Annotated in this window: 21 protein-coding genes; 13 read left to right on the plus strand and 8 right to left on the minus strand. The window is 72.0% G+C overall.

Annotated features, from left to right (window positions below; genetic code table 11):
• Positions 1 to 10: 10 nt before the first annotated feature.
• Positions 11 to 1,357, minus strand: coding sequence for a DUF6421 family protein (locus I847_RS0103145; protein ID WP_369751705.1), 1,347 nt, complete (start codon positions 1,355 to 1,357; stop codon positions 11 to 13).
• A gap of 629 nt (positions 1,358 to 1,986) precedes the next feature.
• Between I847_RS0103145 and I847_RS0103150 the strand changes: the two genes are divergently transcribed.
• From I847_RS0103150 to I847_RS21685, 5 genes are all read left to right on the plus strand, one after another.
• The gene (locus I847_RS0103150) at positions 1,987 to 3,066 is read left to right on the plus strand and encodes a glutamate--cysteine ligase (RefSeq protein WP_028048523.1); all 1,080 of its coding nucleotides are present in this window, start codon (positions 1,987 to 1,989) and stop codon (positions 3,064 to 3,066) included.
• 153 nt (positions 3,067 to 3,219) lie between these two features.
• The gene (gene glgX / locus I847_RS21675; RefSeq protein ID WP_034608778.1) at positions 3,220 to 5,466 is read left to right on the plus strand and encodes a glycogen debranching protein GlgX; all 2,247 of its coding nucleotides are present in this window, start codon (positions 3,220 to 3,222) and stop codon (positions 5,464 to 5,466) included.
• Positions 5,463 to 7,973 (plus strand): malto-oligosyltrehalose synthase, encoded by a 2,511-nt coding sequence (gene treY / locus I847_RS0103160; RefSeq protein ID WP_028048524.1) that lies wholly within the window; start codon positions 5,463 to 5,465, stop codon positions 7,971 to 7,973. The genes glgX and treY overlap by 4 nt, the downstream gene beginning before the upstream one ends.
• Positions 7,973 to 9,787, plus strand: a complete 1,815-nt coding sequence (gene treZ, locus I847_RS21680; RefSeq protein WP_051274409.1) for a malto-oligosyltrehalose trehalohydrolase — start codon at positions 7,973 to 7,975, stop codon at positions 9,785 to 9,787. The genes treY and treZ overlap by 1 nt, the downstream gene beginning before the upstream one ends.
• 9 nt (positions 9,788 to 9,796) lie before the next feature.
• Complete coding sequence (locus I847_RS21685) at positions 9,797 to 10,516, plus strand: hypothetical protein (RefSeq protein WP_034608781.1); 720 nt, start codon at positions 9,797 to 9,799, stop codon at positions 10,514 to 10,516.
• Positions 10,517 to 10,520: 4 nt separating this feature from the next.
• Here the strand turns inward: I847_RS21685 and I847_RS25330 are convergent, their stop codons facing one another.
• From I847_RS25330 to zapE, 5 genes are read right to left on the minus strand one after another with little or no spacing between them, the layout of a single operon-like run.
• Entirely contained in the window at positions 10,521 to 10,928 is a 408-nt protein-coding gene (locus tag I847_RS25330) for a hypothetical protein (RefSeq protein WP_028048525.1), read from the minus strand.
• A complete protein-coding gene (locus tag I847_RS0103185; RefSeq protein ID WP_028048526.1) occupies positions 10,925 to 11,851 on the minus strand; it encodes a WXG100 family type VII secretion target in 927 nt (308 codons plus the stop codon). Before I847_RS0103185 ends, I847_RS25330 begins: the two co-directional genes overlap by 4 nt.
• Positions 11,848 to 12,162 (minus strand): type VII secretion target, encoded by a 315-nt coding sequence (locus I847_RS21695; RefSeq protein WP_155855974.1) that lies wholly within the window; start codon positions 12,160 to 12,162, stop codon positions 11,848 to 11,850. Before I847_RS21695 ends, I847_RS0103185 begins: the two co-directional genes overlap by 4 nt.
• Positions 12,155 to 12,541 carry a hypothetical protein gene (locus tag I847_RS0103195; protein ID WP_155855975.1) on the minus strand — a complete coding sequence of 129 codons (387 nt, stop codon included), beginning with the start codon at positions 12,539 to 12,541 and terminating at the stop codon, positions 12,155 to 12,157. Before I847_RS0103195 ends, I847_RS21695 begins: the two co-directional genes overlap by 8 nt.
• Before the next feature lie 30 nt (positions 12,542 to 12,571).
• Complete coding sequence (zapE, locus tag I847_RS21700; protein ID WP_081680380.1) at positions 12,572 to 13,711, minus strand: cell division protein ZapE; 1,140 nt, start codon at positions 13,709 to 13,711, stop codon at positions 12,572 to 12,574.
• A 375-nt stretch (positions 13,712 to 14,086) separates the two neighbouring features.
• Here zapE and I847_RS0103205 point away from each other — a divergent pair, with 375 nt between their 5' ends.
• Genes I847_RS0103205 through I847_RS0103240 form a run of 8 tightly spaced genes read left to right on the plus strand, consistent with a single transcriptional unit; the run spans position 14,087 to position 21,378 of the window.
• Positions 14,087 to 15,745 (plus strand): nitrite/sulfite reductase, encoded by a 1,659-nt coding sequence (locus I847_RS0103205; protein WP_028048528.1) that lies wholly within the window; start codon positions 14,087 to 14,089, stop codon positions 15,743 to 15,745.
• On the plus strand, positions 15,742 to 15,900 hold the full coding sequence (locus tag I847_RS26980) for a hypothetical protein (protein WP_196804456.1): 159 nt from the start codon (positions 15,742 to 15,744) through the stop codon (positions 15,898 to 15,900). Before I847_RS0103205 ends, I847_RS26980 begins: the two co-directional genes overlap by 4 nt.
• Positions 15,897 to 16,595, plus strand: coding sequence for a phosphoadenylyl-sulfate reductase (locus I847_RS0103215; protein WP_028048529.1), 699 nt, complete (start codon positions 15,897 to 15,899; stop codon positions 16,593 to 16,595). Before I847_RS26980 ends, I847_RS0103215 begins: the two co-directional genes overlap by 4 nt.
• Positions 16,592 to 17,494 carry a sulfate adenylyltransferase subunit CysD gene (gene cysD / locus I847_RS0103220; protein WP_231384052.1) on the plus strand — a complete coding sequence of 301 codons (903 nt, stop codon included), beginning with the start codon at positions 16,592 to 16,594 and terminating at the stop codon, positions 17,492 to 17,494. The genes I847_RS0103215 and cysD overlap by 4 nt, the downstream gene beginning before the upstream one ends.
• Complete coding sequence (locus I847_RS0103225; RefSeq protein WP_051274410.1) at positions 17,494 to 18,915, plus strand: sulfate adenylyltransferase subunit 1; 1,422 nt, start codon at positions 17,494 to 17,496, stop codon at positions 18,913 to 18,915. Before cysD ends, I847_RS0103225 begins: the two co-directional genes overlap by 1 nt.
• On the plus strand, positions 18,912 to 20,105 hold the full coding sequence (gene cobA, locus I847_RS0103230) for a uroporphyrinogen-III C-methyltransferase (protein WP_028048532.1): 1,194 nt from the start codon (positions 18,912 to 18,914) through the stop codon (positions 20,103 to 20,105). Before I847_RS0103225 ends, cobA begins: the two co-directional genes overlap by 4 nt.
• Before the next feature lie 17 nt (positions 20,106 to 20,122).
• Complete coding sequence (locus I847_RS0103235; protein ID WP_028048533.1) at positions 20,123 to 20,896, plus strand: dihydrofolate reductase family protein; 774 nt, start codon at positions 20,123 to 20,125, stop codon at positions 20,894 to 20,896.
• The gene (locus I847_RS0103240; protein WP_028048534.1) at positions 20,893 to 21,378 is read left to right on the plus strand and encodes a hypothetical protein; all 486 of its coding nucleotides are present in this window, start codon (positions 20,893 to 20,895) and stop codon (positions 21,376 to 21,378) included. The genes I847_RS0103235 and I847_RS0103240 overlap by 4 nt, the downstream gene beginning before the upstream one ends.
• 129 nt (positions 21,379 to 21,507) lie before the next feature.
• Here I847_RS0103240 and I847_RS0103245 read toward each other — a convergent pair whose 3' ends face one another.
• A complete protein-coding gene (locus tag I847_RS0103245) occupies positions 21,508 to 22,743 on the minus strand; it encodes a hypothetical protein (RefSeq protein ID WP_028048535.1) in 1,236 nt (411 codons plus the stop codon).
• Positions 22,740 to 24,194 (minus strand): NADP-dependent phosphogluconate dehydrogenase, encoded by a 1,455-nt coding sequence (gene gndA, locus I847_RS0103250; protein WP_028048536.1) that lies wholly within the window; start codon positions 24,192 to 24,194, stop codon positions 22,740 to 22,742. The genes I847_RS0103245 and gndA overlap by 4 nt, the downstream gene beginning before the upstream one ends.
• Between the last annotated feature and the right edge of the window lie 8 nt (positions 24,195 to 24,202).

Raw genomic sequence — 24,202 nt, forward strand, 5'->3', positions numbered from 1 at the left:
CCCCGGCCGGTCAGGCTGTGATGCCGGAGGTCGACGCGACGACGTCGGCGATCTTGCGCGAGAGCGCCTCGTAGAACATCGACAGAGGGAACTCGTCGTCGAGCACCGCGTCGGTGAGGCCCTTGGGCGGACCGTCCAGCGGCAGGTCGCGGACTGCCCACGCCGATGCGGGGTGTGCCGTGAGCGTGCCCGACACCAGCGCGTACGCAGCGAGCCAGTGGGCGGTCTTCGGTCGGTCGATCGAGCGCCAGTAGAGCTGCTCGATCTGCTCGGCGAGCGCGATGACCGCGTCGGGGACCTTCGGCCAGTCGATGGTCAGCCGCGAGTCGGTCCAGTGCAGCACGTGGCGTTGGTGGAGCCAGGCGAAGAGCAGCTGGCCGCCGAGCCCGTCGTAGTTGCGGACGCGGGTGCCGGTGACGGGGAACCGGAAGATGCGGTCGAACAGGATCGCGTACTGCACGAACCGTGCGTGCGGCACCCCGTCGGCCTCGAGCCGGACCGCCGCCCGAAACGCGGTCAGGTCGCAGCGCAGCTCCTCGAGCGAGTACAGGAAGTACGGCATCCGCTGCTTGATCATGAACGGGTCGAACGGCAGGTCGCCGCGCATGTGCGTGCGGTCGTGCACCAGGTCCCACAGGACGAACGTCTCCTCGGCCAGGTGCTGGTCGTCGAGGAGCCGCGCCGCGTCGGGGGGCAGCGCCAGACGCGTGGTGTCGGCGGCAGCGCGCACGACGCGGCGGAACCGCGCAGCCTCCCGGTCGGCGAAGATCGCGCCCCACGTGAAGGTGGGGACCTCGCGCACGGCCACGGTCTCCGGGAAGAGCACGGCCGAGTTGGTGTCGTAGCCGGGCGTGAAGTCGAGGAAGGTGACGGGCACGAACATCCCGTTGCTGAACTGGGTGGCCTCCAGGTCGGCGACGAGGTCGGGCCAGCGCACCCGGAGCAGAACCGCCTCGATCCGCCGGTCCGTGCTGCCGTTCTGCGTGTACATCGGGAACACGACCAGGTGCACCAGTCCGTCGGTGCGCTGCGTCTCGGGTCGGAAGGCGACCAGTGAGTCGAGGAAGTCGGGGACCTGGAAGCCGGTGTCGGCCCACCGCGAGATGTCCTTGCCCACCGCCGTCAGGTACTCCTCGTCGTGCGGGAGCGCCGGGACGAGCGCGCTGACAGCGAGATCGATCGCCGTGACGAGCTCGCGAGCGCGGTCGTGCTGCCGCGGATCCGCGACCGACCCGTCCTTGACCTGCAGCCGTTGCAGCTCCGAGACGTCGGCCTTGAGCCGCTGCCAGGCCGGGTGGTCGATCAGCGGGTCGGGCTCCAGGGCGGCCGAGAGAGCCGGCGGGGCAGCCCAGCACACGGCGTTGAGGAGCAGCTCGGGGCTGCCGGCGAGCGGATCGACCCCGAGGGCGAGCGTCGCGGGCCCGCCGTCCTGACGCGATCCGGCCGCGACGACAGGCCCGCGTCCGCCGAGCCGGAGCATCGGGACGGCTGGGTCCTCGACGGCGAGCGCGCAGCGCACCGGCAGCGTGAGGTCGTCGGTCCACGCCAGCAGGTCCTGAGCGCCGAGGTCTGCCGCAGCGAGCATGTCGGTCTTCTCGGTGGGACGGGTCGCGATACCTCGGGAGGCGAGCAGGGCGGTCGTGGCGGGTCCCTCGTGCCCCGTCACGAGGACGACGGCGCCGGACCGGGTGGCAGGAGGATCGGTGCCCGGCAGGACGAGCACGACGTCGGGGTTCTCGTCGGCGCCGACCAGCTCGATCCCGCGCCGCTCCAGATGCGACTGGTGGGCAGGCGGCAGGTCCCCGGTCACGTGCAGGGTGGGAAAGAGGCTCATGGGGGGAATCTCACTATCCGGACGGCAGCGTTACCGCACGGTACGGTCTGGCGGCGGCGCGGTCAACGGAGGCCGGACGGCGCACGTCGTGCGCTCGCTGCGGCGGCCGACGCTGCCGAGCGGGTCGGCGGCTCCTCCCCCACACTGATCCGATGCGGAGCGTCGGCGTCGAGGAAGAGTTCTTGCTCGTCACACCCGACGGGCAGCCCCACGCCGTCGCGACAGCAGTGCTGCGCCATGCGGCCGACGAGCCGTCGTCGGGCGACGCACCGGGCGGAGATGTCGAGAAGGAGTTCAAGCAGGAGCAGATCGAGACGTCCACGCACCCGTGCACCGACCTCGCGGATCTCGTCGACCAGATCCGGACCGGACGTTCGCGGGCCGACGCGCTCGCCGGACGCGCCGGCGCTCGTGTGGCAGCCCTGGCCACGGCACCGCAGGCCGTCGAGTCGACCGTCCTGCCCGACCGGCGCGCGCACGCGATCCGGGCGGAGTTCGGCCAGACCGCCCGGGAGCAGCTGACCTGCGGCTGCCACGTCCACGTGGAGGTCGCCGACGACGACGAGGGCGTGCGGATCCTCGACCGCCTCCGCCCGTGGACCGCGATCCTGCTTGCCCTGTCCGGGAACAGCCCGTCGTGGCAGGGCAGGCACACCGGCTACGCCAGCTACCGCTCGCAGGTCTGGGGTCGCTGGCCGACGGCCGGTCCGACCGCTCCCTTCGGCGATGCTGCCGGCTATCGGGCCGTCATCGACGGTCTTCTGCGCTCGGGGACGATCCTCGACGAGGGGATGGTCTACTTCGACGCCCGCCTGTCCTCGCGCTACCCCACTGTCGAGGTCCGGGTCGCGGACGTCTGCCTCGACGCAGGTGACGCGGCGCTGCAGGCCGCTCTCGTACGCGGGCTCGCGGACACCACGAGCGAGCCGACGGCCCCGCTGCGGACCGAGCTGCTGCGGGCGGCCGGCTGGCGGGCCGCGCGCTCGGGCCTCACCGGCGACCTGGTCCATCCCCTGTCCGGGACACCCGTCCCCGCAGCGGAGGCCGTCGGTGCGCTGGTGGAGCACGTGCGGCCGGCGCTCGTCGCGAACGGCGACGTGGACTGGGTCGAGCACCAGGTCGCCGCCGTGCTGCGCCGGGGGAACGGCGCGATCCAGCAGCTGGGGTGGCGGGCCGAGGGCGCAGACGACGACGAGGTGGTTCGTCGCGCCGTCGACCGGACGATCGCGTAGAGAGAGGCTGAACGCGGCAGGGTCCAGGAACCGCTGCCGTCGCACCCAGCAGGTCCGGCGGGCGACGGCAACTGGTCGAGATGTGGCGAAGTCCACCTGGGCATCGACGTGCACCACGCGCCAGAAGAGTCGAGGGCTGGCACCCTGGAGCGCATGCAGATGTGGCCGGGACGCCCTTACCCGCTGGGCGCCACCTACGACGGAACCGGGACCAACTTCGCCCTCTTCTCCGAGGTGGCGCAGCGGGTCGAGCTGTGCCTCATCGCGCCCGACGGCACCGAGACGCGTGTGGACCTCACCGAGGTCGACGCGTTCGTGTGGCACGGCTACCTGCCCGCGATCTCGCCCGGCCAGCGCTACGGCTTCCGCGTGCACGGGCCGTACGACCCGGCCCGGGGTCACCGGTGCAACCCGAACAAGCTGCTGCTCGACCCCTACGCCAAGGCGATCGACGGCCAGATCGACGGCGACCCGTCGCTGTACTCCTACCAGTTCGGCGCTCCGGACGAGCGCAACGACCAGGACTCCGCGGCGCACACCATGACGTCCGTGGTCATCAGCCCGTACTTCGACTGGGGCAACGACCGCCCGCCCCAGCACCAGTACCACGAGTCGGTCGTCTACGAGGCGCACGTCCGTGGCCTCACCATGCAGCACCCGGCCGTCCCGGACGAGCTGCGCGGCACGTACTCGGGCTTGGCGCACCCGGCCGTGATCGAGCACCTCACCTCGCTCGGGGTCACCGCGGTCGAGCTCATGCCCGTGCACCAGTTCGTCAACGACCCGTCGCTCGTCGAGAAGGGCCTGTCGAACTACTGGGGCTACAACACGATCGGCTTCTTCGCGCCGCACAACGGCTACTCCGCGTTCTCGCAGGCCGGTCAGCAGGTGCAGGAGTTCAAGGCGATGGTCAAGGCGCTGCACCAGGCGGACATCGAGGTGATCCTCGACGTGGTCTACAACCACACCGCCGAAGGAAACCACCTGGGTCCGACGCTGAGCTTCCGCGGCATCGACAACGCCAACTACTACCGTCTCGTCGACGAGGACCAGGCGCACTACTTCGACACGACGGGCACCGGCAACTCGCTGCTCATGCGCTCGCCGCACGTGCTGCAGCTGATCATGGACTCGCTGCGGTACTGGGTGACCGAGATGCACGTCGACGGCTTCCGGTTCGACCTGGCGGCCACCCTGGCCCGGCAGTTCCACGAGGTGGATCGGCTCTCGGCGTTCTTCGACCTCGTGCACCAGGACCCGGTCGTCTCGCAGGTCAAGCTCATCGCCGAGCCGTGGGACATCGGCGAGGGCGGCTACCAGGTGGGCGGCTTCCCCCCGCTGTGGTCGGAGTGGAACGGCAAGTACCGGGACGCGGTGCGTGACTTCTGGCGCGGGGAGCCTTCCACCCTCGGCGAGTTCGCCAGCCGGCTGTCGGGTTCCTCAGACCTGTACGAGCACACCGGCCGCCGTCCGATCGCCAGCGTCAACTTCGTCACCGCGCACGACGGCTTCACGCTCGAGGACCTCGTCTCCTACAACGAGAAGCACAACGAGGCGAACGGCGAGGGGAACGCCGACGGCGAGAGCCACAACCGGTCCTGGAACTGCGGCGTGGAGGGGCCGACGAAGGACAAGCGCGTCCGCGGGCTGCGGGCACGCCAGCGACGCAACTTCCTGGTCACTCTCCTGCTCTCGCAGGGCATCCCGATGCTCGCGCACGGCGACGAGCTCGGCCGTTCGCAGCGGGGCAACAACAACGTCTACTGCCAGGACGGCCCGATCTCGTGGATCGACTGGGACCTCGACGAGGACAAGACCGCATTGCTCGAGTTCACCCGCCGAGTCGTGCGCCTGCGCCAGGACCACCCGGTGTTCCGGCGTCGTCGCTTCTTCGCGGGGCAGGCTGAGCACGGCGGCGAGTCCGACCTGCGCGACATCGCCTGGCTCTCCCCGGACGGCCAGCACATGCGCGACGATGCCTGGGGTGCGGACCACGCGCGTGCCGTGATGGTCTTCCTCAACGGCGACGCGATCGTCGAGCCGGACGAGCGCGGTCAGGACATCGTGGACGACAGCTTCCTCGTGCTCTTCAACGGGCAGCCCCACGGCGTGACGTTCAGGATCCCGGGCAAGGAGTACGGCGAGGCGTGGACCGCTGCGCTCGACACCGACGAGCAGGTCGAGCCCGGGACCAGCGTGCCGGCAGACGCGGACCTCGAGCTCGCCGAGAAGTCGGTCGTGGTGCTGACCCGGGCTCCGAGGACCGCGGCACCCACGGCCTCGGGCATCGGCGCCGTCGCGTCGGCGTCGCGCGAGGCGGCCAAGGTGGCGAAGCGGCCGGCGCCGACCGCCGAGACACGGCCGAAGCGCCGCACGACCCGGCCTCGCCCCAGCGCATGACCGACACGCGCCCGACCCCGGCCCGCCGGCTCCCCGCCGCCGGGAGGCCGTTGCCGGTCTCGACGTACCGCGTGCAGCTCGGACCGGACCTGACCCTGCGCGACGTCGCCGACCGGGTTCCCTACCTGGCGTCGCTCGGCGTGACGCACGTCTACCTCTCCCCGATCCTGCGGGCCGCGCCGGGATCGACCCACGGGTATGACGTCGTCGACCATGACGAGATCGAACCCGCACTCGGCGGTCGTCCGGCCCTCGAGCACCTGGCCGAGGTGGCCCACGCGGCGGGGCTCGGGCTGGTGCTCGACATCGTGCCCAACCACATGGCCGTGCCGACGCCCGTCTGGCACAACCACGCGCTGTGGTCGGTGCTAGCCGAGGGCCCCGACTCCCCCTACGCCGACTGGTTCGACGTCGACTGGTCGGCCGGCGACGGCGCTGTCCTGATGCCCGTGCTGGGCGACCGGATCGGCGCCGTGCTCGGTCGCGACGAGCTGCTGCTCGAGGAGGTCGAGGTTCCCGGCGAGGGCCTGCGGACCGTCCTGCGCTACTACGACCACGTGTTCCCCGTCCGGCCAGGGACGGAGAGCCTCCCGCTCGCCGAGCTCGTCGAGCGCCAGCACTACCGCCTGGCCTACTGGCGGGTGGCCGACGAGGAGCTCAACTACCGGCGGTTCTTCGACGTCGGCACGCTGCTGGCCGTGCGTGTCGAGAACCCCGCGGTCTTCGAGGCGACGCACCGCCTGGTCCTGCAGCTCGTCGCCGACGGCGTGGTCGACGGGCTGCGGATCGACCACCCGGACGGGCTGGCTGACCCCGCGGGCTACCTCGCGCGGCTGCGCGAGGCGACCGGGGGCGCGTGGGTCGTCGTGGAGAAGATCCTCGCGGGCAGCGAGACGCTGCCGGCCGACTGGGACACCGCCGGAACCACCGGCTACGAAGCCCTCTGGCGGATTCAGCAGACCTTCGTCGACCCGGGCGGCGCGGCCGTCCTGGACTCGGTGATGCACCGGCTCACGGGCGACACCTCCGACGCGTTCCCCGGCATCGCCGAGAGAGCCAAGCGCGAGATCGTCGACGGACCCCTCTACGCCGAGGTCCACCGCCTGGCCTCGCTCGCGGCCGAGATCTGCCACGGCGACCTGCGCCTGCGCGACCACACCTGGCGCGCGCTCGAGGACTGCCTGGTCGAGCTGCTCGTCGCCTTCGACCGCTACCGGGCCTACGTGGTGCCGGGCGAGCCGGTGCACCCCGAGTCGCTCGAGGTGCTGCAGGCGGCGGCACGGCAGGCACGTCTGCGGCTGGCGCCCGAGCGGACGGCCACGATGGACGTCGTCGTCGACCTGCTCCTGGGCCGCGAGGTCGGCAGCGCCGGGCAGACCCGCGGACCGCGCCGCGAGGAGCTCATCGTCCGCTTCCAGCAGACCTGCGGTGCCGTCATGGCCAAGGGTGTCGAGGACACCGCGTTCTACCGCTGGACGCACCTCGTCGGCCTGTGCGAGGTCGGCGGGGAGCCCGAGCAGTTCGCGCTGACGCCCACCGACCTGTCGGCGTGGGCCGCGCGGATGCAGGTGTCGTCGCCGCTCGGCATGACGACCCTGTCCACGCACGACACCAAGCGCGGCGAGGACACCCGCGCGCGGCTCGGAGTCCTCAGCGAGCTGCCCCGCGAGTGGTCGCACCTCGTCGACCGCCTCCGGGCGGCCAGCGCCCCGTACCGCAGCGCGCTGCTCGACGGCCGGACCGAGTACCTGCTGTGGCAGACGCTCGCCGGTACCTGGACCGAGCGCGGGCCGATCAGCGAGGACCGGCTGGTCGAGTACCTGACCAAGGCGGTCCGCGAAGCCAAGTCACGTACCACGTGGACCGCGCCCGACGAGCCCTACGAGCGGGCCGTCCTGGACGCGGCCCGGCAGGCGCTGGTCGACCCGCAGGTCGCCGCCCTGTTCGGCGAGTGGGAGGTCCGGACCCGCCCGGCCGTCCGTGCCGCGACCCTCGGCACGAAGCTCGTCCAGCTGACGTTGCCCGGCATCGCCGACGTCTACCAGGGCACCGAGGTGCCCGAACCCGTGCTGGTCGACCCCGACAACCGCAGGCCCGTCGACGCCGCCGCCCTGGCGGCGCGCCTCGTCCGCCTCGACGACGGCGCCGGTCCGCGGGACCTCGCCGACGAGAAGCTCCTCGTCACGTCCCGGGCGCTGCGCCTGCGGCACGACCTGCCCGAGGCCTTCGTCGGGCCGACCGCTGGCTTCCGGCCGCTGGCGCACTCGTCGGGGCACTCGTTGACGTATGCCCGGACCGTCGACGGCGTGCCGCAGGTCGCGGTCGTGGCGACCCGGCTGGCCGCCGCGGTGGACCGACTGGGCGGCTGGGCCGACCACACTGTCGCGCTGCCCGACGCCGACTGGTTCGACGTGCTCACCGAGCGGCCGGTGACCGGCGGTGTCGTCGACGTCGCCGGTGTGCTGGATCGCCTGCCCGTCGCCCTTCTCGTGCGGTCGGAGACCTGATGCGTCCTGCTGTCTGGGCCCCGGCGGCCGCGCAGGTCGACCTGGTCGTCGGCTCCTCGTCGATCCCGCTCCTCTCCGGTCACGACGGCTGGTGGCGCACCGATCGGGACCTGGACCACGGGACCGACTACGCCTTCGTGCTGGACGGCGGCGACCCTCGCCCGGACCCTCGCTCGCGTTGGCAGCCCTCCGGCGTCCACGGGCCCAGCCGTGTGTACGACAGCTCGACGTTCGGGTGGACCGACGCCGGTTGGACCGGCGCGGACGCCCGCGGCCACGTGACCTACGAGCTGCACGTCGGCACGTTCACCCCCGAGGGCACCCTCCGGGCCGCGATCGGGCACCTCGAGGAGCTCGTCGACCTCGGCGTCGACCTGGTCGAGCTGCTGCCGATCGCCCCGTTCAACGGGGTGCACGGCTGGGGCTACGACGGGGTCGCGGTCTACGCGGTGCACGAGCCGTACGGCGGACCGGCCGCGCTCCAGGAGCTCGTCGACGCCGCCCACGCGCACGGCCTGGGTGTGTGCCTGGACGTCGTGCACAACCACCTCGGCCCGTCCGGGAACTACCTGGACGAGTTCGGCCCCTACTTCACGCGCGAGCACGAGACGCCGTGGGGCGCCGCGGTGAACCTGGCCGTGCCGGAGGTTCGCCGCTGGCTGATCGACAGCGCGCTGCAGTGGTTCCGGGACTTCCACGTGGACGCGCTGCGGCTCGACGCCGTGCACGCGCTCATCGACGACTCCCCCGTGCACGTCCTGGCCGAGCTGTCCGACGAGGTGGCGGCGCTGTCCAGGTCGCTCGGCCGCCCGCTGTCGCTGATCGCCGAGACGGACCTCAACGACATCGTCTCGGTGACGCCGACCGGCGCCGGCGGGTGGGGAATGACCGCCCAGTGGGCCGACGACGTGCACCACGCGGTGCACGCCCTGGTCACCGGCGAGCGGCACGGCTACTACGTCGACTTCGGCACGCCCGAGGTGCTGCGCAAGGCTCTGACCGGGGTCTTCGTGCACGACGGCAGCTTCTCGACGTTCCGCGGCCGCGACTGGGGCCGTCCCGTCCCGCCCGCGACCGACGGGCACCGGTTCGTCGTCGCGGCGTCCACCCACGACCAGGTGGGCAACCGCGCGCTGGGCGACCGCCCGTCGGCCCGGCTGGACCCCGGCCGGCTCGCCGTCGAGGCCGCCCTGATCCTGCTGTCCCCGTTCAGCCCGATGCTCTTCATGGGCGAGGAGTGGGGCACCCGCACGCCGTGGCAGTTCTTCACCGACCACCCCGAGCCGCCGTTGGCCGACGCCGTGCGCGCGGGCCGCCGCCGCGAGTTCGGCGGGCACGGCTGGGACGTCCTCTACGGCGGCGACGTCGAGGTGCCCGACCCGCAGTCCGTCGCGACCTTCGAGGCGTCCGTGCTCACCCGCGACGAGCTCGAGCTGCCCGACCACGCCCGGCTGCGCGACTGGTACCGGGCGCTCATCGCCCTGCGCCGTTCCGTCCCGGACCTGGCCTCCGGTGACCTGGGCGCCACGGATGTCGTCTGGGGCGGCGAGTCCGAGAACCGCCCGCAGGACGTGCCCTGGGACGGATGGCTCGTCGTCCACCGCGGGTCGGCCCGGGTGGTGCTCAACCTCTCCGGCGACGAGGTCGCGATCCCCGTCCACACCGACGACCCCGTCGACCTCGTCGCCTCGTGGGAGTCGGCGTCGTTGGAGCCGGCTCCCGGCGGTGCACTGGTGCAGATGCCGCCGCGCTCGGTCGCGGTCCTGGCGGTCGCCACCGAGCCCGCCTCTCGATCGGCTCGGGCTCGTCGCTAAGGTGTCCGGGTGCCGAAGCCCGCCGACATCCCCCGATACGTCGACGACCGCCCTCTGCGGTTCGGACTCGTACCCACGGTGCAGGAAGCGACGGTGTTTCCCGCGGCGCTCGTCCGCTCGGACGCCCCACGCGCCGCGCGGCACGTCGTCGCTGGTCTTCTCGGGCTCGTGGTCGGCGCGCTCGCGCTGATCGCGTTCGGGTACTCCGGACTCAGCGACCACATCGGCTGGGTCTACGCCCAGCCGGTGGCGGTCGCGCTCGCCCTCGTCGTCGCGGTCGTGAACTGGAAGTACGGCGCGTGGACGATGTACGCCGTGGCGCTCGTGATGGCGCTGCCCGCACTCCTCGCGGTCGGCGCCGATCCCGGACCGATGCTGTTGGGCCTGGCGATCCTCGTGGGCGGGCTGGTTCCGACCTGGCGCGGCGACCAGGCGCGGCAGCGGCGCTGGGCACGGACCAGTGCGTTGATGGACGGCGCGGTGCTCACCGCCGCCCAGGTCGTTCGGGTGGATCGCGAGGACCTCGCCGGCGTCGCCGAGTCGAGCCTGTGGGTCACGATCGCCTCGGTCGACCGCCCTGGGCTGACGTGGACGGTGGGGCGGATCAGCGGCCCGGACTTCCAGCCGCGAACCGGTGACCCGATGTCTGTCTGGTACGCCGCCGACGACCCCGAGATAGCCGTGGTCGTCGCCGCTGAACCACTCGTACGGCGCGCGCGGCCGTTCTGATCGGTCAGTGCTCGCCGTCCGGGAGGACCGCCCGGTAGTGATCGACCGCCGAACGCCCGAGCGGGTCGGCCGGGCCGACCGCGGTGACGACGGCTTCCTCGACCTCGGCGCGCAGCTGCGTCAGGGCCCGCGCGTACGTCGACGTGATCGTGCGGCCCAGGGCCAACGGGGTCGCGGCGAGGGCTCGCTCCGTCACCACCAGGTCGACCAGCAGGCCCGAGCTGTCCACCGTGACAGCCACGTCCCGCGCGGCCGACCACCTGGTGACCCGCACAGCCTCGATCGCCGTCGCGACGGCGGTCGCACGAGCAACCTGTTCGGCACCCTGTCGCTCCCACGCGGCGAGGAGCGCGTAGGCCTCGGACGCGTCACGCAGCGGGTCCGTGGCCGACGGACCGCTGGTCGGTGTCATTCGTGGTTCTCCGCACGGTCGACGGCCTCGTTGACGCGCAAGACGTTGTAGGACAGCCCCACCGTCGTGTTCAGCTCCTCGCTCCACGTGGGCACGGAGCCCGCAGCGCGTCCTGCGCCCGCGACGAAGCGCGACGGCGCTGCAGGCATCGAATCGAGCACCTCACCGATGCGCCGGAGGGCCGGCACCGCCTCGCGCAGCGCGACGTTCGCCTCCTGAACCAGTCTGAGGAGATGCTGGATGCCCTGGGTGAGCTTCGTGAGCCACCCACGGACCCGCTCGACCCGGATCGCGATCGCGGCGACCGCCTGCGGCACCACCCACGTGGCGCCGATCCCGACGGTCCCCGCCACCTGCGACGCCCAGGAGATGAGCTTGCCGACGAGGTCGGCGACGATGTCGCGCACGATGCTGCGGACCGCACCGACGACGATGCTCGCGCCGAGCATGGCCTGACCGACCCCGTCGGTGAGTCCGGCGAGGACGTCCAGCCCGGAGCGGTAGACCGAGGCGAACGTGTCGTACGCGTCGGCAGCCGGTCCAGCCCAGCCGGACAGCGCCGAGCGCACGGCGGCCTCGTAGCTGTCGGCGACCTCACGGACCCGCCCGGAGACGTTGGACCACGTCCCCGCCTTGGCCTCCACGGCTCGTGGGTTGCCGGCGATCGAGTCGAGCATGTCCGGCAAGGGCCACATGTAGTCGAGCAGGAACCCCGCGGCGCTCGCCGCCATCGAGCCGATGGGGTCGACGGCGAACTCCACCAGGTCCATCGCAGCGCCGAAGGCACCGCCGATCCCTGCGAGGTCGGCCCACTCACCGTCCCCCGCCGACTCGATGGACGTCGCCGCGGGTCCGATGATCCTCAGGCTGCGGTAGCACTCATCCAGCCCCGGACGGCCGGCGACCTCGGCGACGAGACTCATGGCAGCAGCCTTTCGACGCTGTGGAACGCCTCACGGACCTCGCCATCGACGGCGTCGTAGGCGCGGGAGGTGGTGTCCACGGTGGTGGCGATGGAGCCAAGCGAGGTCGCTGCGCCCTGGACCGCACCCGCCGCAAGACCCTGGAGCGCCACGGCGGGTGGCACGAGGAACGAGCACAGCAGGCCGAAAGCGGAATCCGGAGTGGCCGCGATCTGCGACGCCTCGACCGCGTCGCCGAGCCGGTCGGCCTGGGTCCGCACAGCGCGCGCGTGCGCGCGGACGGCGTCGGTGTTGACGACGAGCTCAGGCATGCCCACCCACTCCGGGGCCGCGCAGCAGTGCGTCGAGGTCGTCGAGGAACGCGGTGTCGTCGAGGTCGACGGGCTGCCCGGCGAACGCAGCAGTCAGTGGCCTGGCCCTCTCCTGCACGTCGAGCACGGCGGCGCGATACGCACGCAGCACGGCCGAGCTGACGCCGTCCGTGCCCTGTGCGATGGCGGCCGGCGTGAGCGCCACGTCGGTCAGCAGCCCCCGGTGGTCGACCTGGGCGCGGACGGTTCGGTCCGGGTCGGTGCCGACGCCGACCAGCTGCGCGACCTCGCTCGACAGCTCCTCCGCTCGGAGCCCGTCCGCAATCCCGCGCCGCAGCGTCGCCTCGGCCTGGTCGTGCAGGCGTCGCGCCTCTGACATCGTGCCCCCTGACATGGTGGTGGACGGACGCTAGCCGACGTCGCCGGTGTCCCGGGGCCCGTTCCGCGGCCGATCGCCCGTGCGGACGGGCTGAACTTTCGCTCGCCGGGCACCGGCCGCCGCGGCGCGGACGTCCGGTCTGCCGACCAGCGCCGCTCCGTCGGCCGCGAGCGAACCCAGCCGGGACAGCGCCCGGTAGTACTTCTTGCGGTAGCCACCGGCGAGCATCTCCGGGGAGAACAGGTCGTGCTCGCCCGAGCCGCCCAGCAGGACGGGCACGTCACGGTCGTAGAGCCGGTCCACGAGCACGACGAGCCGCAGCGCGACGTCCTGCGTGGGGACGGGTCCTACGGCGGTCAGCCCGACCAGGCCGACTCCGTCGAGCAGGGCCCCGTAGCGGGACGGGTGCACGGTGGCCAGGTGCGCCAGCAGGGTGTCGAAGTCGTCGAGGGTCGCATCCGGACGCCCCGCGACCGCCGCGCGGACGGCGGCGTCCTTCAGCCCGGTGGCGTCGGTGACGAGCGACCGGTGCCGGTAGTCGTCGCCGTCGACGCGGAGCACCTCGAACCGGGCGGCCAGCGCCTGGATCTCACGCAGGAAGTCGTCGGCCGCGAACCGACCCTCCCCGAGCGCGTCGGGCAGGGTGTTCGACGTCGCCGCCAGCGCGACGCCGCGGTCGCCGAGCTCGCGCAGGAGCCGGGACATCAGGACCGTGTCGCCGGGGTCGTCGAGCTCGAACTCGTCGATGCAGACGAGGCGCCGGGTGGCGAGCGCCTCGACGGTCGGCAGGAAGCCGAGCGCGCCCACGAGGTTCGTGTACTCGACGAACGTGCCGTAGGCGGCGTCCCCGACCGCCCGGGCCAGGGAGGTGAGCAGGTGGGTCTTCCCGACGCCGAACCCCCCGTCGAGGTACACCGCAGGGGTTGCCGGCTTCTTGCGCCACCACCTGCCGGAACCGTCCCGGATCTGCGCAGCGACGTGCGACAACCGCTCGACCGCTGCCCGCTGCGACGGGTGCGCGGCATCGGGCCGGTAGGTGTCGAACGACTCGTCCGCGAAGTGCCGCGGAGGGACGAGCTCGGACAGGAGGCGCTCGGTCGGGACGTGGGGACGCCGGTCGGCGAGCGACGAGGTCGGCGCGTGGACGGCGCGGGACTCGGGCACTGGCACGAGGAACGAGACTACGCGGCCTCGTCAGGCGAGGGCAGACACGCGCAACCGAGGACCGCGCAGAAATCCCGACCAAATGAGACGGCTTTTAGCGCACAGTCGGGCGGCTGTCCATATGTCGGTAGGAGCGTCTCAGATGACGGAACGACTCTCCCGTGCGCGCCCCTCGTCAGTCATCCTCAGGGGGTGACCATGTCCGGGACGTCCGCCTGTCGGTGCATGCGCGCCGCCGCGGCCCTGAGCATGCGCTGCTGCTGTCCGCGGAGCAACTGACCCCGCCCACGTCCCCCTCGGGCGCGCGGTCTGCGTCCGATCGCCGCTCCCCCGAGCGCTGGGTGCAGCCGCACGACCATGTTCAACCGGAGGTAGCGCCCTATGGCGCAGACCAGGATCGCCCCACCCTCGGCTCGCCCCGAGGGCCAGTGGGCGTTCGGCCAGACAGAGCCGCTGAACGGCAACGAGCTGTTCAAGCAGCAGGACGACGCGCTCAACGTGCGCCAGCGGATCGAGGACGTGTACTCGCGCGAGGGCTTCGCGAGCATCGCGCCGGAGGACCTGCGCGGACGTATGCGCTGGTGGGGCCTCTACACGCAGCGAAAGCCCGGCATCGACGGCGGCAAGACGGCAACGCTCGAACCGCACGAGCTGGACGACGAGTTCTTCATGCTCCGGGTGCGCTGCGACGGCGGCGCGCTGAGCCTGCAGCAGCTGCGTACCGTCGCGGACATCTCCGTCGAGTTCGGCCGCGGCACCGCGGACGTCACCGACCGGCAGAACATCCAGCTGCACTGGATCCGCGTCGAGGACGTGCCCGAGATCTGGCGGCGCCTCGAGGCCGTCGGGCTGAGCACCCAGGAGGCGTGCGGCGACTGCCCGCGCGTCGTGCTCGGGTCCCCCGTCGCGGGCGTCGCGGCCGACGAGATCATCGACGGCACTCCCGCGGTCCGCGCGATCGTCGACAACTACATCGGCGACCCGCGGTTCTCGAACCTCCCCCGCAAGTTCAAGACCGCGATCAGCGGCTCGCCGCACCACGACGTCGCGCACGAGATCAACGACGTCGCGTTCGTCGGCGTCGTGCACCCCGAGCTCGGCCCGGGCTTCGACCTGTGGGTCGGCGGGGGCCTGTCGACCAACCCCAAGCTGGGCGTCCGCCTCGGCGCGTTCGTCACGCTCGAGCAGATCCCGGACGTCTGGGTAGGCGTCGTGAGCATCTTCCGCGACTACGGCTACCGCCGGCTGCGCACGCGTGCGCGTCTGAAGTTCCTCGTCGCCGACTGGGGACCGGAGGTGTTCCGCCAGGTGCTGGAGGGCGAGTACCTCGGTTTCACGCTGCCGGACGGCCCGGAGCCCCCGCCGCCGCCCACCGGCAACCGGGACCACGTGGGCGTGCACCCGCAGAACGACGGGAACTTCTACGTCGGCGTCGCGCCGACCGTGGGCCGCATCTCGGGCGACCTGCTGCACAGGCTGGCCGACCTGGTCGAGACTGCCGGGTCAGGACGGGTGCGCCTCACGGTCGAGCAGAAGATCATCGTGCTGGACGTCGCCCCGGCGAACGTCGACCCGCTCGTCGAGGGTCTGGAGGCGCTCGGGCTCCCGGTGCGGGGTGCGTCGCAGTTCCGTCGCGGCACCATGGCGTGCACGGGGATCGAGTTCTGCAAGCTGGCCATCGTCGAGACCAAGGCGCGCGCGACGCACCTGATCGGCGAGCTGGAGAACCGGCTGCCCACGTTCGACCAGCCGATCACCATCAACCTCAACGGCTGCCCCAACTCGTGCGCCCGGATCCAGACGGCCGACATCGGCCTCAAGGGTGCGCTGGCGAACGGCGAGGACGGCTACCAGGTCCACCTGGGTGGCGGTCTGGGCATGACCAGCGGTCTGGGGAAGACCCTGCGCGGCCTGCGCGTTCCTGCAGAGGAGCTGCCCGACTACGTCGAGCGTGTCGCGACGAAGTTCGACGAGCAGCGCACCGACGGCGAGCTCTTCGCCCAGTGGGTGCAGCGTGCCGACGAGGAGGACCTGCGATGAGCGGAACGACGGGCGAGCGGGCGGTGCCGTACTACTGCCCCTTCTGCGCCAGCGAGGACCTGTGGCCCGCCGGAGAGACCCACGGCCAGTGGGAGTGCCGGTCGTGCACGCGTGCCTTCGCCCTGAAGTTCGTGGGGCTGGTGAGCCGCGCATGAGCACCATCGATCTCACGACGCTGCGCGAGCAGGCCGAGCAGGCCGGTCGCGACCTGGAAGGTGCACACCCCGAGGAGATCCTCGCCTGGGCCGCTGCGACGTTCGGCGACGACCTGGTCGTGGCCTCGTCGATGGGCGACGAGATCCTCGTGCACATGGCCGCGAAGGCCGCACCGGGCGTCAACGTGATCTTCCTCGACACCGGCTACCACTTCGCCGAGACGATCGGCACGCGGGACTACTACGCCGACTTCACGGACATCAAGCTCCTGACGATCCTGCCGCTGCGCACCGTCGCGGAGCAGGACGCCGAGCACGGCGAGAAGCTCCACGACCGCGATCCCAACCTCTGCTGCGCGATGCGCAAGGTCGAGCCGCTCGAGCGCGGGCTCGCGCCGTACACGGCGTGGGTGACCGGCATGCGCCGCGAGGACGCCCCGACGCGGACCGACATCACGGTCGTCGGCTGGGACGCGAAGCGGGACAAGGTCAAGCTCAACCCCCTGGCCGCCTGGACGCAGGCCGACGTCGACGCCTACGTGGCGGAGAACAACGTCGTGCTCAACCCGTTGCGCCAGGCCGGGTACACGTCGATCGGCTGCGCCCCGTGCACGCGTGCGGTGGCGCCCGGTGAGGACCCTCGTGCGGGACGCTGGTCCGGCACGGGCAAGATCGAATGCGGGTTGCACACATGAGTTCTCCGACCCTGACCCAGCTGGATGCGCTGGAGTCCGAGGGCATCCACATCATGCGCGAGGTGGCCGGCGAGTTCGAGCGGCCGGTCCTGCTGTTCAGCGGCGGCAAGGACTCGATCGTCATGCTGCACCTGGCGCGCAAGGCGTTCTGGCCGTCGGCCGTGCCGTTCACGCTCATGCACGTGGACACCGGGCACAACTTCCCCGAGGTCATCGAGTACCGCGACCGCGTGGTCGAGCAGTACGGGCTGCGGCTCGTCGTGGCCAGCGTGCAGGACGCCATCGACGACGGCCGCGTGGCCGAGCGGCCCGACGGCTCCCGCAACTCCCTGCAGACCGTGCCGCTGCTCGACGGCATCATCGCGAACAAGTTCGACGCGGTCTTCGGCGGTGGTCGTCGCGACGAGGAGAAGGCCCGCGCCAAGGAGCGCGTGTTCTCCCTGCGGGACGAGTTCGGCCAGTGGGACCCCCGCCGGCAGCGCCCGGAGCTGTGGGACCTCTACAACGGCCGGCACAAGCTGGGCGAGCACGTGCGCGTCTTCCCGCTGTCCAACTGGACCGAGCTGGACGTCTGGCGCTACATCGAGCGCGAGAACATCGAGCTGCCGTCGATCTACTACACGCACGAGCGCGAGGTCTTCCTGCGCGACGGCATGTGGATCGCGCCCGGCGAGTGGGGCGGCCCGAAGCCGTCCGAGACGCTCGAGACCCGCACGGTCCGCTACCGCACCGTCGGCGACATGAGCTGCACGGGCGCCGTGGAGTCGTCTGCCGCGACCGTCCCCGAGGTCATCGCCGAGGTCGCCGCGAGCCGGCTGACCGAACGCGGTGCCACCCGAGCCGACGACCGCGCGTCCGAGGCCGCGATGGAAGACCGCAAGCGCGAGGGCTACTTCTGATGCTGCCGATTCTTGAGGAGCACGTACCGGTGACCGAGCACGCGACGCGGGACCTCCTGCGCCTGGCCACGGCCGGATCCGTCGACGACGGCAAGAGCACGCTGATCGGGCGCCTGCTCTACGACACGAAGTCGGTGCTGGCAGACCAGCTCAGCGCCGTGGAGGCGGCGACCGCCGCCCGCGGTGGTGGTCAGGTGGACCTGGCGCTGCTCACCGACGGCCTGCGCGCGGAGCGTGAGCAAGGCATCACGATCGACGTCGCGTACCGGTACTTCTCCACCGCGACCCGCGCGTTCGTCCTCGCGGACACCCCTGGCCACGTCCAGTACACCCGCAACATGGTCACGGGCGCCTCGACCGCCGAGCTGGCGATCGTGCTCGTCGACGCCCGCAAGGGTGTCCTCGAGCAGACGCGCCGGCACGCGACGATCACCGCGCTGCTCCGCGTCCCGCACGTGGTGCTCGCGGTGAACAAGATGGACCTCGTCGACTTCGACGAGCCCACGTTCCGGGCGATCGCCGAGGAGTTCACGGCCTACGCCGCCGGGCTCGGCATCTCCGACGTCGTCGCCGTGCCCCTGTCGGCGCTCGCCGGGGACAACGTCGTCGACCGCTCCACGCGGACGCCCTGGTACGACGGCCCGACGCTCCTCGAGCACCTGGAACGTGTCGAGGTCGGTCGGGACGCCCAGATCGAGGCGTTCCGGTTCCCGGTGCAGGTCGTCATCCGTCCGCGCACCCCCGAGCACCCCGACTACCGCGGGTACGCCGGTCGCGTGGCGTCCGGCGTCGTCAAGGTCGGCGACGAGGTCACCGTCCTGCCGTCGGGCAAGACGAGCTTCGTGGTCGGCATCGACACGTTCGACGGACCGCTGCAGGAGGCGCACGCGCCGCAGTCGGTCACGCTCCGGCTCGCCGACGACGTCGACGTCGCCCGCGGCGACGTCCTGGTGCCCACGGGGTCGGGTGTGACGGTCGGCTCGGACCTCGAGGGCACGATCTGCTGGCTGGCCGAGAAGCGCAGCGTCCTGGGCGCCCGCCTGCTCGTCCGCGTCGGCACCCGCACGGTGCGGGCCCTGCTGCGCGAGGTGAACGCCCGACTCGACGTCGACACGCTCACCGTCGACGCGTGGGACGGCGTGGACACCCTGCACGCGGTCGACGCCACCGACACGTCCTCGGACATCCCGCCGCGATCGCTCGGACTCAACGCCATCGGCCGCGTCAAGATCCGGCTGGCCGAGTCCGTGGTGCTCGACGACTACGCCACCCACCGCCGCACGGGCGGGTTCCTGCTCGTCGACCCCGCGGACGGCACCACGCTGGCCGCCGGGATGATCGGGCCGACCCTGCTCGACCGGATCGCGCCGACCGGCTCGTCGGCCGACGACCAGGACTGGCTGGCGGGCGCCGGGATATGACCAGCCGCCACCCGCTGCTGCTCGACCTCGCGGGTCGCCGCGTCGTCGTGGTCGGTGGCGGGCCGGTGGCAGCACGTCGTGCGCGTCGACTCCTCGAGGACGGCGCGTCCGTCGTGGTCGTCGCCCCCGCTCTGTGCGAGGACCTGGTCGAGCTGCTCGACCGGGTCACCTGGCGGCAACGCGAGTACCTGGTGACCGACCTCGACGGAGCCTGGCTCGTGCACACGGCGACCGGGGACCGCTCGGTCGACGACGCGGTCGCCGAAGACGCGGAGACCGCACGCCTGTGGTGCGTCCGCGCCGACGACGCCGCGGCATCGAGCGCCTGGACGCCCGCCGTCGCCCGCTCGGGTGATGTCACCGTGGCGGTCGGCGCCGGCGGCGACCCGCGGCGGGCGACCGCCCTGCGCAACGCGATCGCCCTCCTCCTCGACACGGGTGCGCTCCCCCTGCGTCGGCACCGGCCGGGCACCGGCCACGTCGTGCTCGTCGGCGGCGGACCCGGCGACCCGGGGCTCATCACCACCCGCGGCCGCCGGGCGCTGGCGGAGGCCGACGTGGTCGTCGTCGACCGCCTCGCACCTCGTGCGCTGCTCGCCGAGCTGGACCCGTCCGTCGAGGTCATCGAGGCCGGCAAGTCCCCGCACGCCCACACGCTCACGCAGACCGAGATCAACGCGGTGCTCGTCGAACGTGCGCAGGCGGGCGACCGAGTCGTGCGGCTCAAGGGCGGCGACCCGTTCCTGCTCGGCCGCGGCGGCGAGGAGGTCCTCGCCTGCATCGCCGCCGGTGTACCGGTCGAGGTGGTCCCCGGGGTGACCAGCGCGCTCGCCGTCCCGGCTGCCGCGGGCATCCCCGTCACGCACCGCGGCCTGTCCCGGCAGCTGACCATCCTGTCCGCGCACGACACCGCCCCCGACTGGGCCACGCTCGCGCGCCTCGAGGGCACGCTGGTCCTGCTGATGGGCGTCGCGCAGCTCGGTTCGCACACCCGCGAGCTGCTCGCGCACGGCAAGGACCCCGGCACGCCCGTGGCGATCGTCGAGCGCGGGACGCTCCCGTCGCAGCGGACCACGGTCGGCACCCTCGCGGACATCGCGGTGCGGGCGCGGGAGCGCGGCGTCGGCAACCCCGCGGTCGTCGTCGTCGGCGATGTCGCTGCACTCGCGGACGTCCTGGGCACGGTCTGAACCCCTAGCCTGGTTCTGTGCCCGACGACCTGCCAGCGCTCGACGTCCTGCTCCCCCTCGGCGTCCCCCGACTGCAGCCACTCCCCGGCGAGCCGGAGCTGATCGCGTTGTTCGGCGACTCACCCGGCGTCCGCGCCAACATGGTGAGCACCGTCGACGGGTCTGCGGTCGGCGCCAACGGTCTGTCCGGGTCGATCAACAATCCGGCCGACTGGCGAGTCTTCCGGGTCCTGCGTGCGCTCGCGGACGTGGTCCTCGTCGGCGCCGGCACCGTGCGCGCCGAGGGCTACACCGCCCTGTCGGTCGTCGACGACCTGCGCGCGGCCCGGGCGGCCCTCGGCCGTGCCGACGACCTCGAGCTGGCCGTCGTCTCGACGACGGGAGACCTGCCGGCGGCCCTGCTCGACGGGGAGCGGCCTCCGATCGTGATCACCGTCGCCCACAATCCTGCGCTCTGGGGCCTGCGCAAGAGGATCGGCCGGGACCGCGTCCTGGTCACGGCCGACGAGCATCGCGTCGACCCCCGAGCCGCGGTCAGGGCGCTCGCCGCCCGAGGTCTGCGCCACGTCCTGGCGGAGGGCGGCCCGTCGCTGCTCGCTCGGTTGATCGAGGCCGACGTGGTGGACGAGGTGTGCCTGACGTGGAGCCCGCAGCTTGTCGGCGGACCGGCCGGGCGCATCCTGAGCCAGCCGTCCTGGTACTCCCCCGTCCGCGACGTGCAGCCGTTGCACCTGCTCCACGCGGACGGTGTGCTGCTGGGTCGCTGGCGGGTGGCTAGGCTCGGCGCGTGACCGACACCATCATCGTCCTCACGGAGGACACCCTCTCCAGCTCCGACGTCGACAAGCTCCTCGCCCTGCACGACGGCGAGGCGTACGCCTACCGCGTCCTCGTCCCGGCAGACACCGACCAGCCCCTCGTCGCCACGATCATCGACAACCTGAGCATGGGCGAGCTCCGGGAGGCGTGGAACCGCGCGCGTGGCAAGGAGCCGTCGCAGCCCGAGGCGAAGGCCACGGCCGACGAGCAGCTCGCCGGCAGCATCGCCGCGTTCCAGGCGGCCGGCCGGACGGCCACCGGTGTCGTCGTCGACGACGACCCGCTGCCCGCGCTGAAGACGGCGGTCGCTGACGGCGACGTGATCGAGGTGGCCGTGGTCACGTACCCGCACGCGGTCGAGGACACGTTCCACACCGACTGGGCGTCGCGCGCCCGCGACGAGCTCCAGGTCCCGGTCCTGCACCTCTACGCGGGGACCAGCGAGCTCGGCTGACCCCCACCACTGTCCAGCGTGAACGCGAGTGCGTGCGTTCCGGCCGAGTTCGTGCGTTGAAACGCGCAACCTCGGCTGGAACGCACGAACTCGTGCGGTCACGCCGTCCGACGCCGGTCGGACGGCTGGTCAGAAGCCGGTCGACGTCACGTCCGGGTAGTAGCGGCGGAACTTGCGGACCTGGTTGACCAGCGCCATCCACACGTACAGCCGCCGACGCGGCGACAGGTCGCGGGCGTACCGCAGCGGGTGCGCCACCGCCTTGGTGCGGACCAGCCGACGGACCCGGGCGTTGAGGGCAGGGTCCTTCACGTACCGCAGCAGGAGCCGGTGCGGCAGGATCGAGTAGAGGATCTCGCGGTCGACGACGACCGGCTCGACCGCCACCCGGTCCACCTGGTCCTCGACCACGAACCGCATCGGGTTGGCCCCGGCCGCCGTGACGTAGTAGTTGTTGCGGCCGATCCGAGGGTTGACCTCGAAGAACCGGAACTGCCCGGAGCGCGGGTCCACCTTGACGTCGAAGTTGGCGAAACCGCGGTAGCCCGTCGACGACAGGAACGTGCGCGCCTGCTCCAGCATCTCGTCGTCGCGTGTGGTGATCATCGCCGCCGGGTTGCCGAGCCCCGACGGCGTGTGCTCCTCGAGCAGCACGTGGGCCGAGCAGAGCAGCGTGATCACGCCGCGCGTATCGACGTACGCGGTGATCGAGCGCATCTGCGTGTCGTCGCCGGGCACGAGCTCCTGGACCACGAAGCGCCCGCGGAACCCCGCGTCGCGCAGCGCCTGCCAGAGCCACGTCAGCTCGTCGGGCGTCGCGATCTCGAAGACCTTCTTCTTCCCCTCGAACTCCACGTCCTGGTAGTCCGCGCTGCTGGCGGCCTTGGCGATCAGCGGGTAGTCGAGGTCCACGGCGGCCGCGGCCCACTCGGGACCCGCGAAGTCCTGCACGATCGTCCGCGGCACCGAGATGCCGAGGTCGGTGCAGATCTGGGCGAACGTCGCCTTGTCCGAGATCTTGTCGAGCAGGTCCTCGGACAGGAACGGGACCACGTAGTGCTGCTCGAGCAGCGCACGGTGCTGCACGACCACCCGGACGAGCCAGTCGGAGTTGGCCATGAGCAGGAGCCGCTTGTCCGGCATGGCGAGCGCGACCTCCACCAGCCGGTCGACCAGCTGGCGGGGGTCGTGGCCGTCGTCGACGATCTCGTGCCGGACGATCCGCGAGTGGGCCACCGGACCCAGCGCCGCACCGGCAACGACCACCGACGTGACGCCGTAGGCCTCGTGGAACGAGCGGGCCAGGGCGTACACGCCGATGTCGGCGCCGAGGATGACGGGCTGCAGCGGGAGGGCCCCGCTCACGCGGGCTGCTCGGTGCGGTCGCCGGTCCAGAGCGTGTGGAACGTGCCGTCCTTGTCGGTGCGGCGGTACGTGTGCGCGCCGAAGAAGTCGCGCTGCGCCTGGATCAGCGCGGCGGGCAGGCGCTCGGCCCGGACGCCGTCGTAGTAGGCGAGCGACGAGGAGAACGCCGGCGTGGGCACACCGTGCAACGCCGCACCCGCGACGACCCGGCGCCAGGCGCCCAGGCCGTTGCCGACGGCGCCGGTGAAGTACTCGTCGGCAAGCAGAAGAGGCAGGTGGGCGTCGCGCTCGTACGCCTCGGTGATGCGGTTGAGGAAGCGGGCGCGGATGATGCACCCGCCGCGCCAGATGCGCGCCATGGCGCCACGGTCGATGTCCCAGCCGAACTCGGCGCTCGCCGCGGCGATCTGGTCGAAGCCCTGCGAGTACGCGACGACCTTCGAGGCGTACAGCGCGAGCCGGACGTCCTCGATGAACGCGTCGCGGTCGGTGACCTCCCACGGCGTGACGTCCCCCGGCAGGGCGGCCGCGCCGGCGGTGCGCTGCGGGACCGAGCCGGACAGGGCGCGCGCGAACGTGGCCTCCGCGATGCCCGTGATCGGCACGCCGAGGTCGAGAGCGTTCTGCACGGTCCAGCGGCCGGTGCCCTTCTGCTCCGCCTGGTCGAGCACGATGTCGACGAACGCGCTCCCCGTCTCGGCGTCCACGTGGGCGAGCACGTCGGCGGTGATCTCGATGAGGAAGGACTCGAGGTCGCCGGTGTTCCACTCCGCGAAGATCCGGCCGATCTCCGCGGCGGAGGCACCCAGCCCCTGGCGCAGCAGGTCGTACGCCTCGGCGATCAGCTGCATGTCCGCGTACTCGATGCCGTTGTGCACCATCTTGACGAAGTGGCCGGCGCCGTCCGGCCCGATGTACGTGCAGCACGGCACGCCGTCGACCTTCGCCGAGATCTTCTCGAGGATGGGGCCGAGCGACTCGTAGGACTCCTTGGTGCCGCCGGGCATGATCGACGGGCCCAGGAGCGCACCCTCCTCGCCACCGGAGACACCGGAGCCCACGAAGTGCAGGCCCTTCTCCCGCAGCGCCGCCTCGCGACGGATCGTGTCCGGGAAGTGCGCGTTGCCGGCGTCGACGACGATGTCGCCCGCCTCGAGGAACGGCACGAGCTCGTCGATCACGGCGTCGGTCGGGCCGCCGGCCTTGACCATCACGATGATCTTGCGCGGGCGCGCGAGCGACGCGACGAAGTCCTCGACCGACTCCGACGGCACGAAGTCGCCGTCGTCGCCGTGGTCCGCAACCAGCGACTCGGTCTTCGCGTAGGACCGGTTGTGGATGGCGACGGTGTACCCGTTCCGCGCGAAGTTGCGTGCCAGGTTGCGGCCCATCACCGCCAACCCCGTGACGCCGATCTGCGCGGTTCCGGTGGCGGTTCCTGAGGCGACCATGCGGGAGA

The sequence above is a fragment of the Cellulomonas sp. URHD0024 genome (assembly GCF_000426185.1).
In the GTDB taxonomy this organism is placed as follows: domain Bacteria; phylum Actinomycetota; class Actinomycetes; order Actinomycetales; family Cellulomonadaceae; genus Cellulomonas.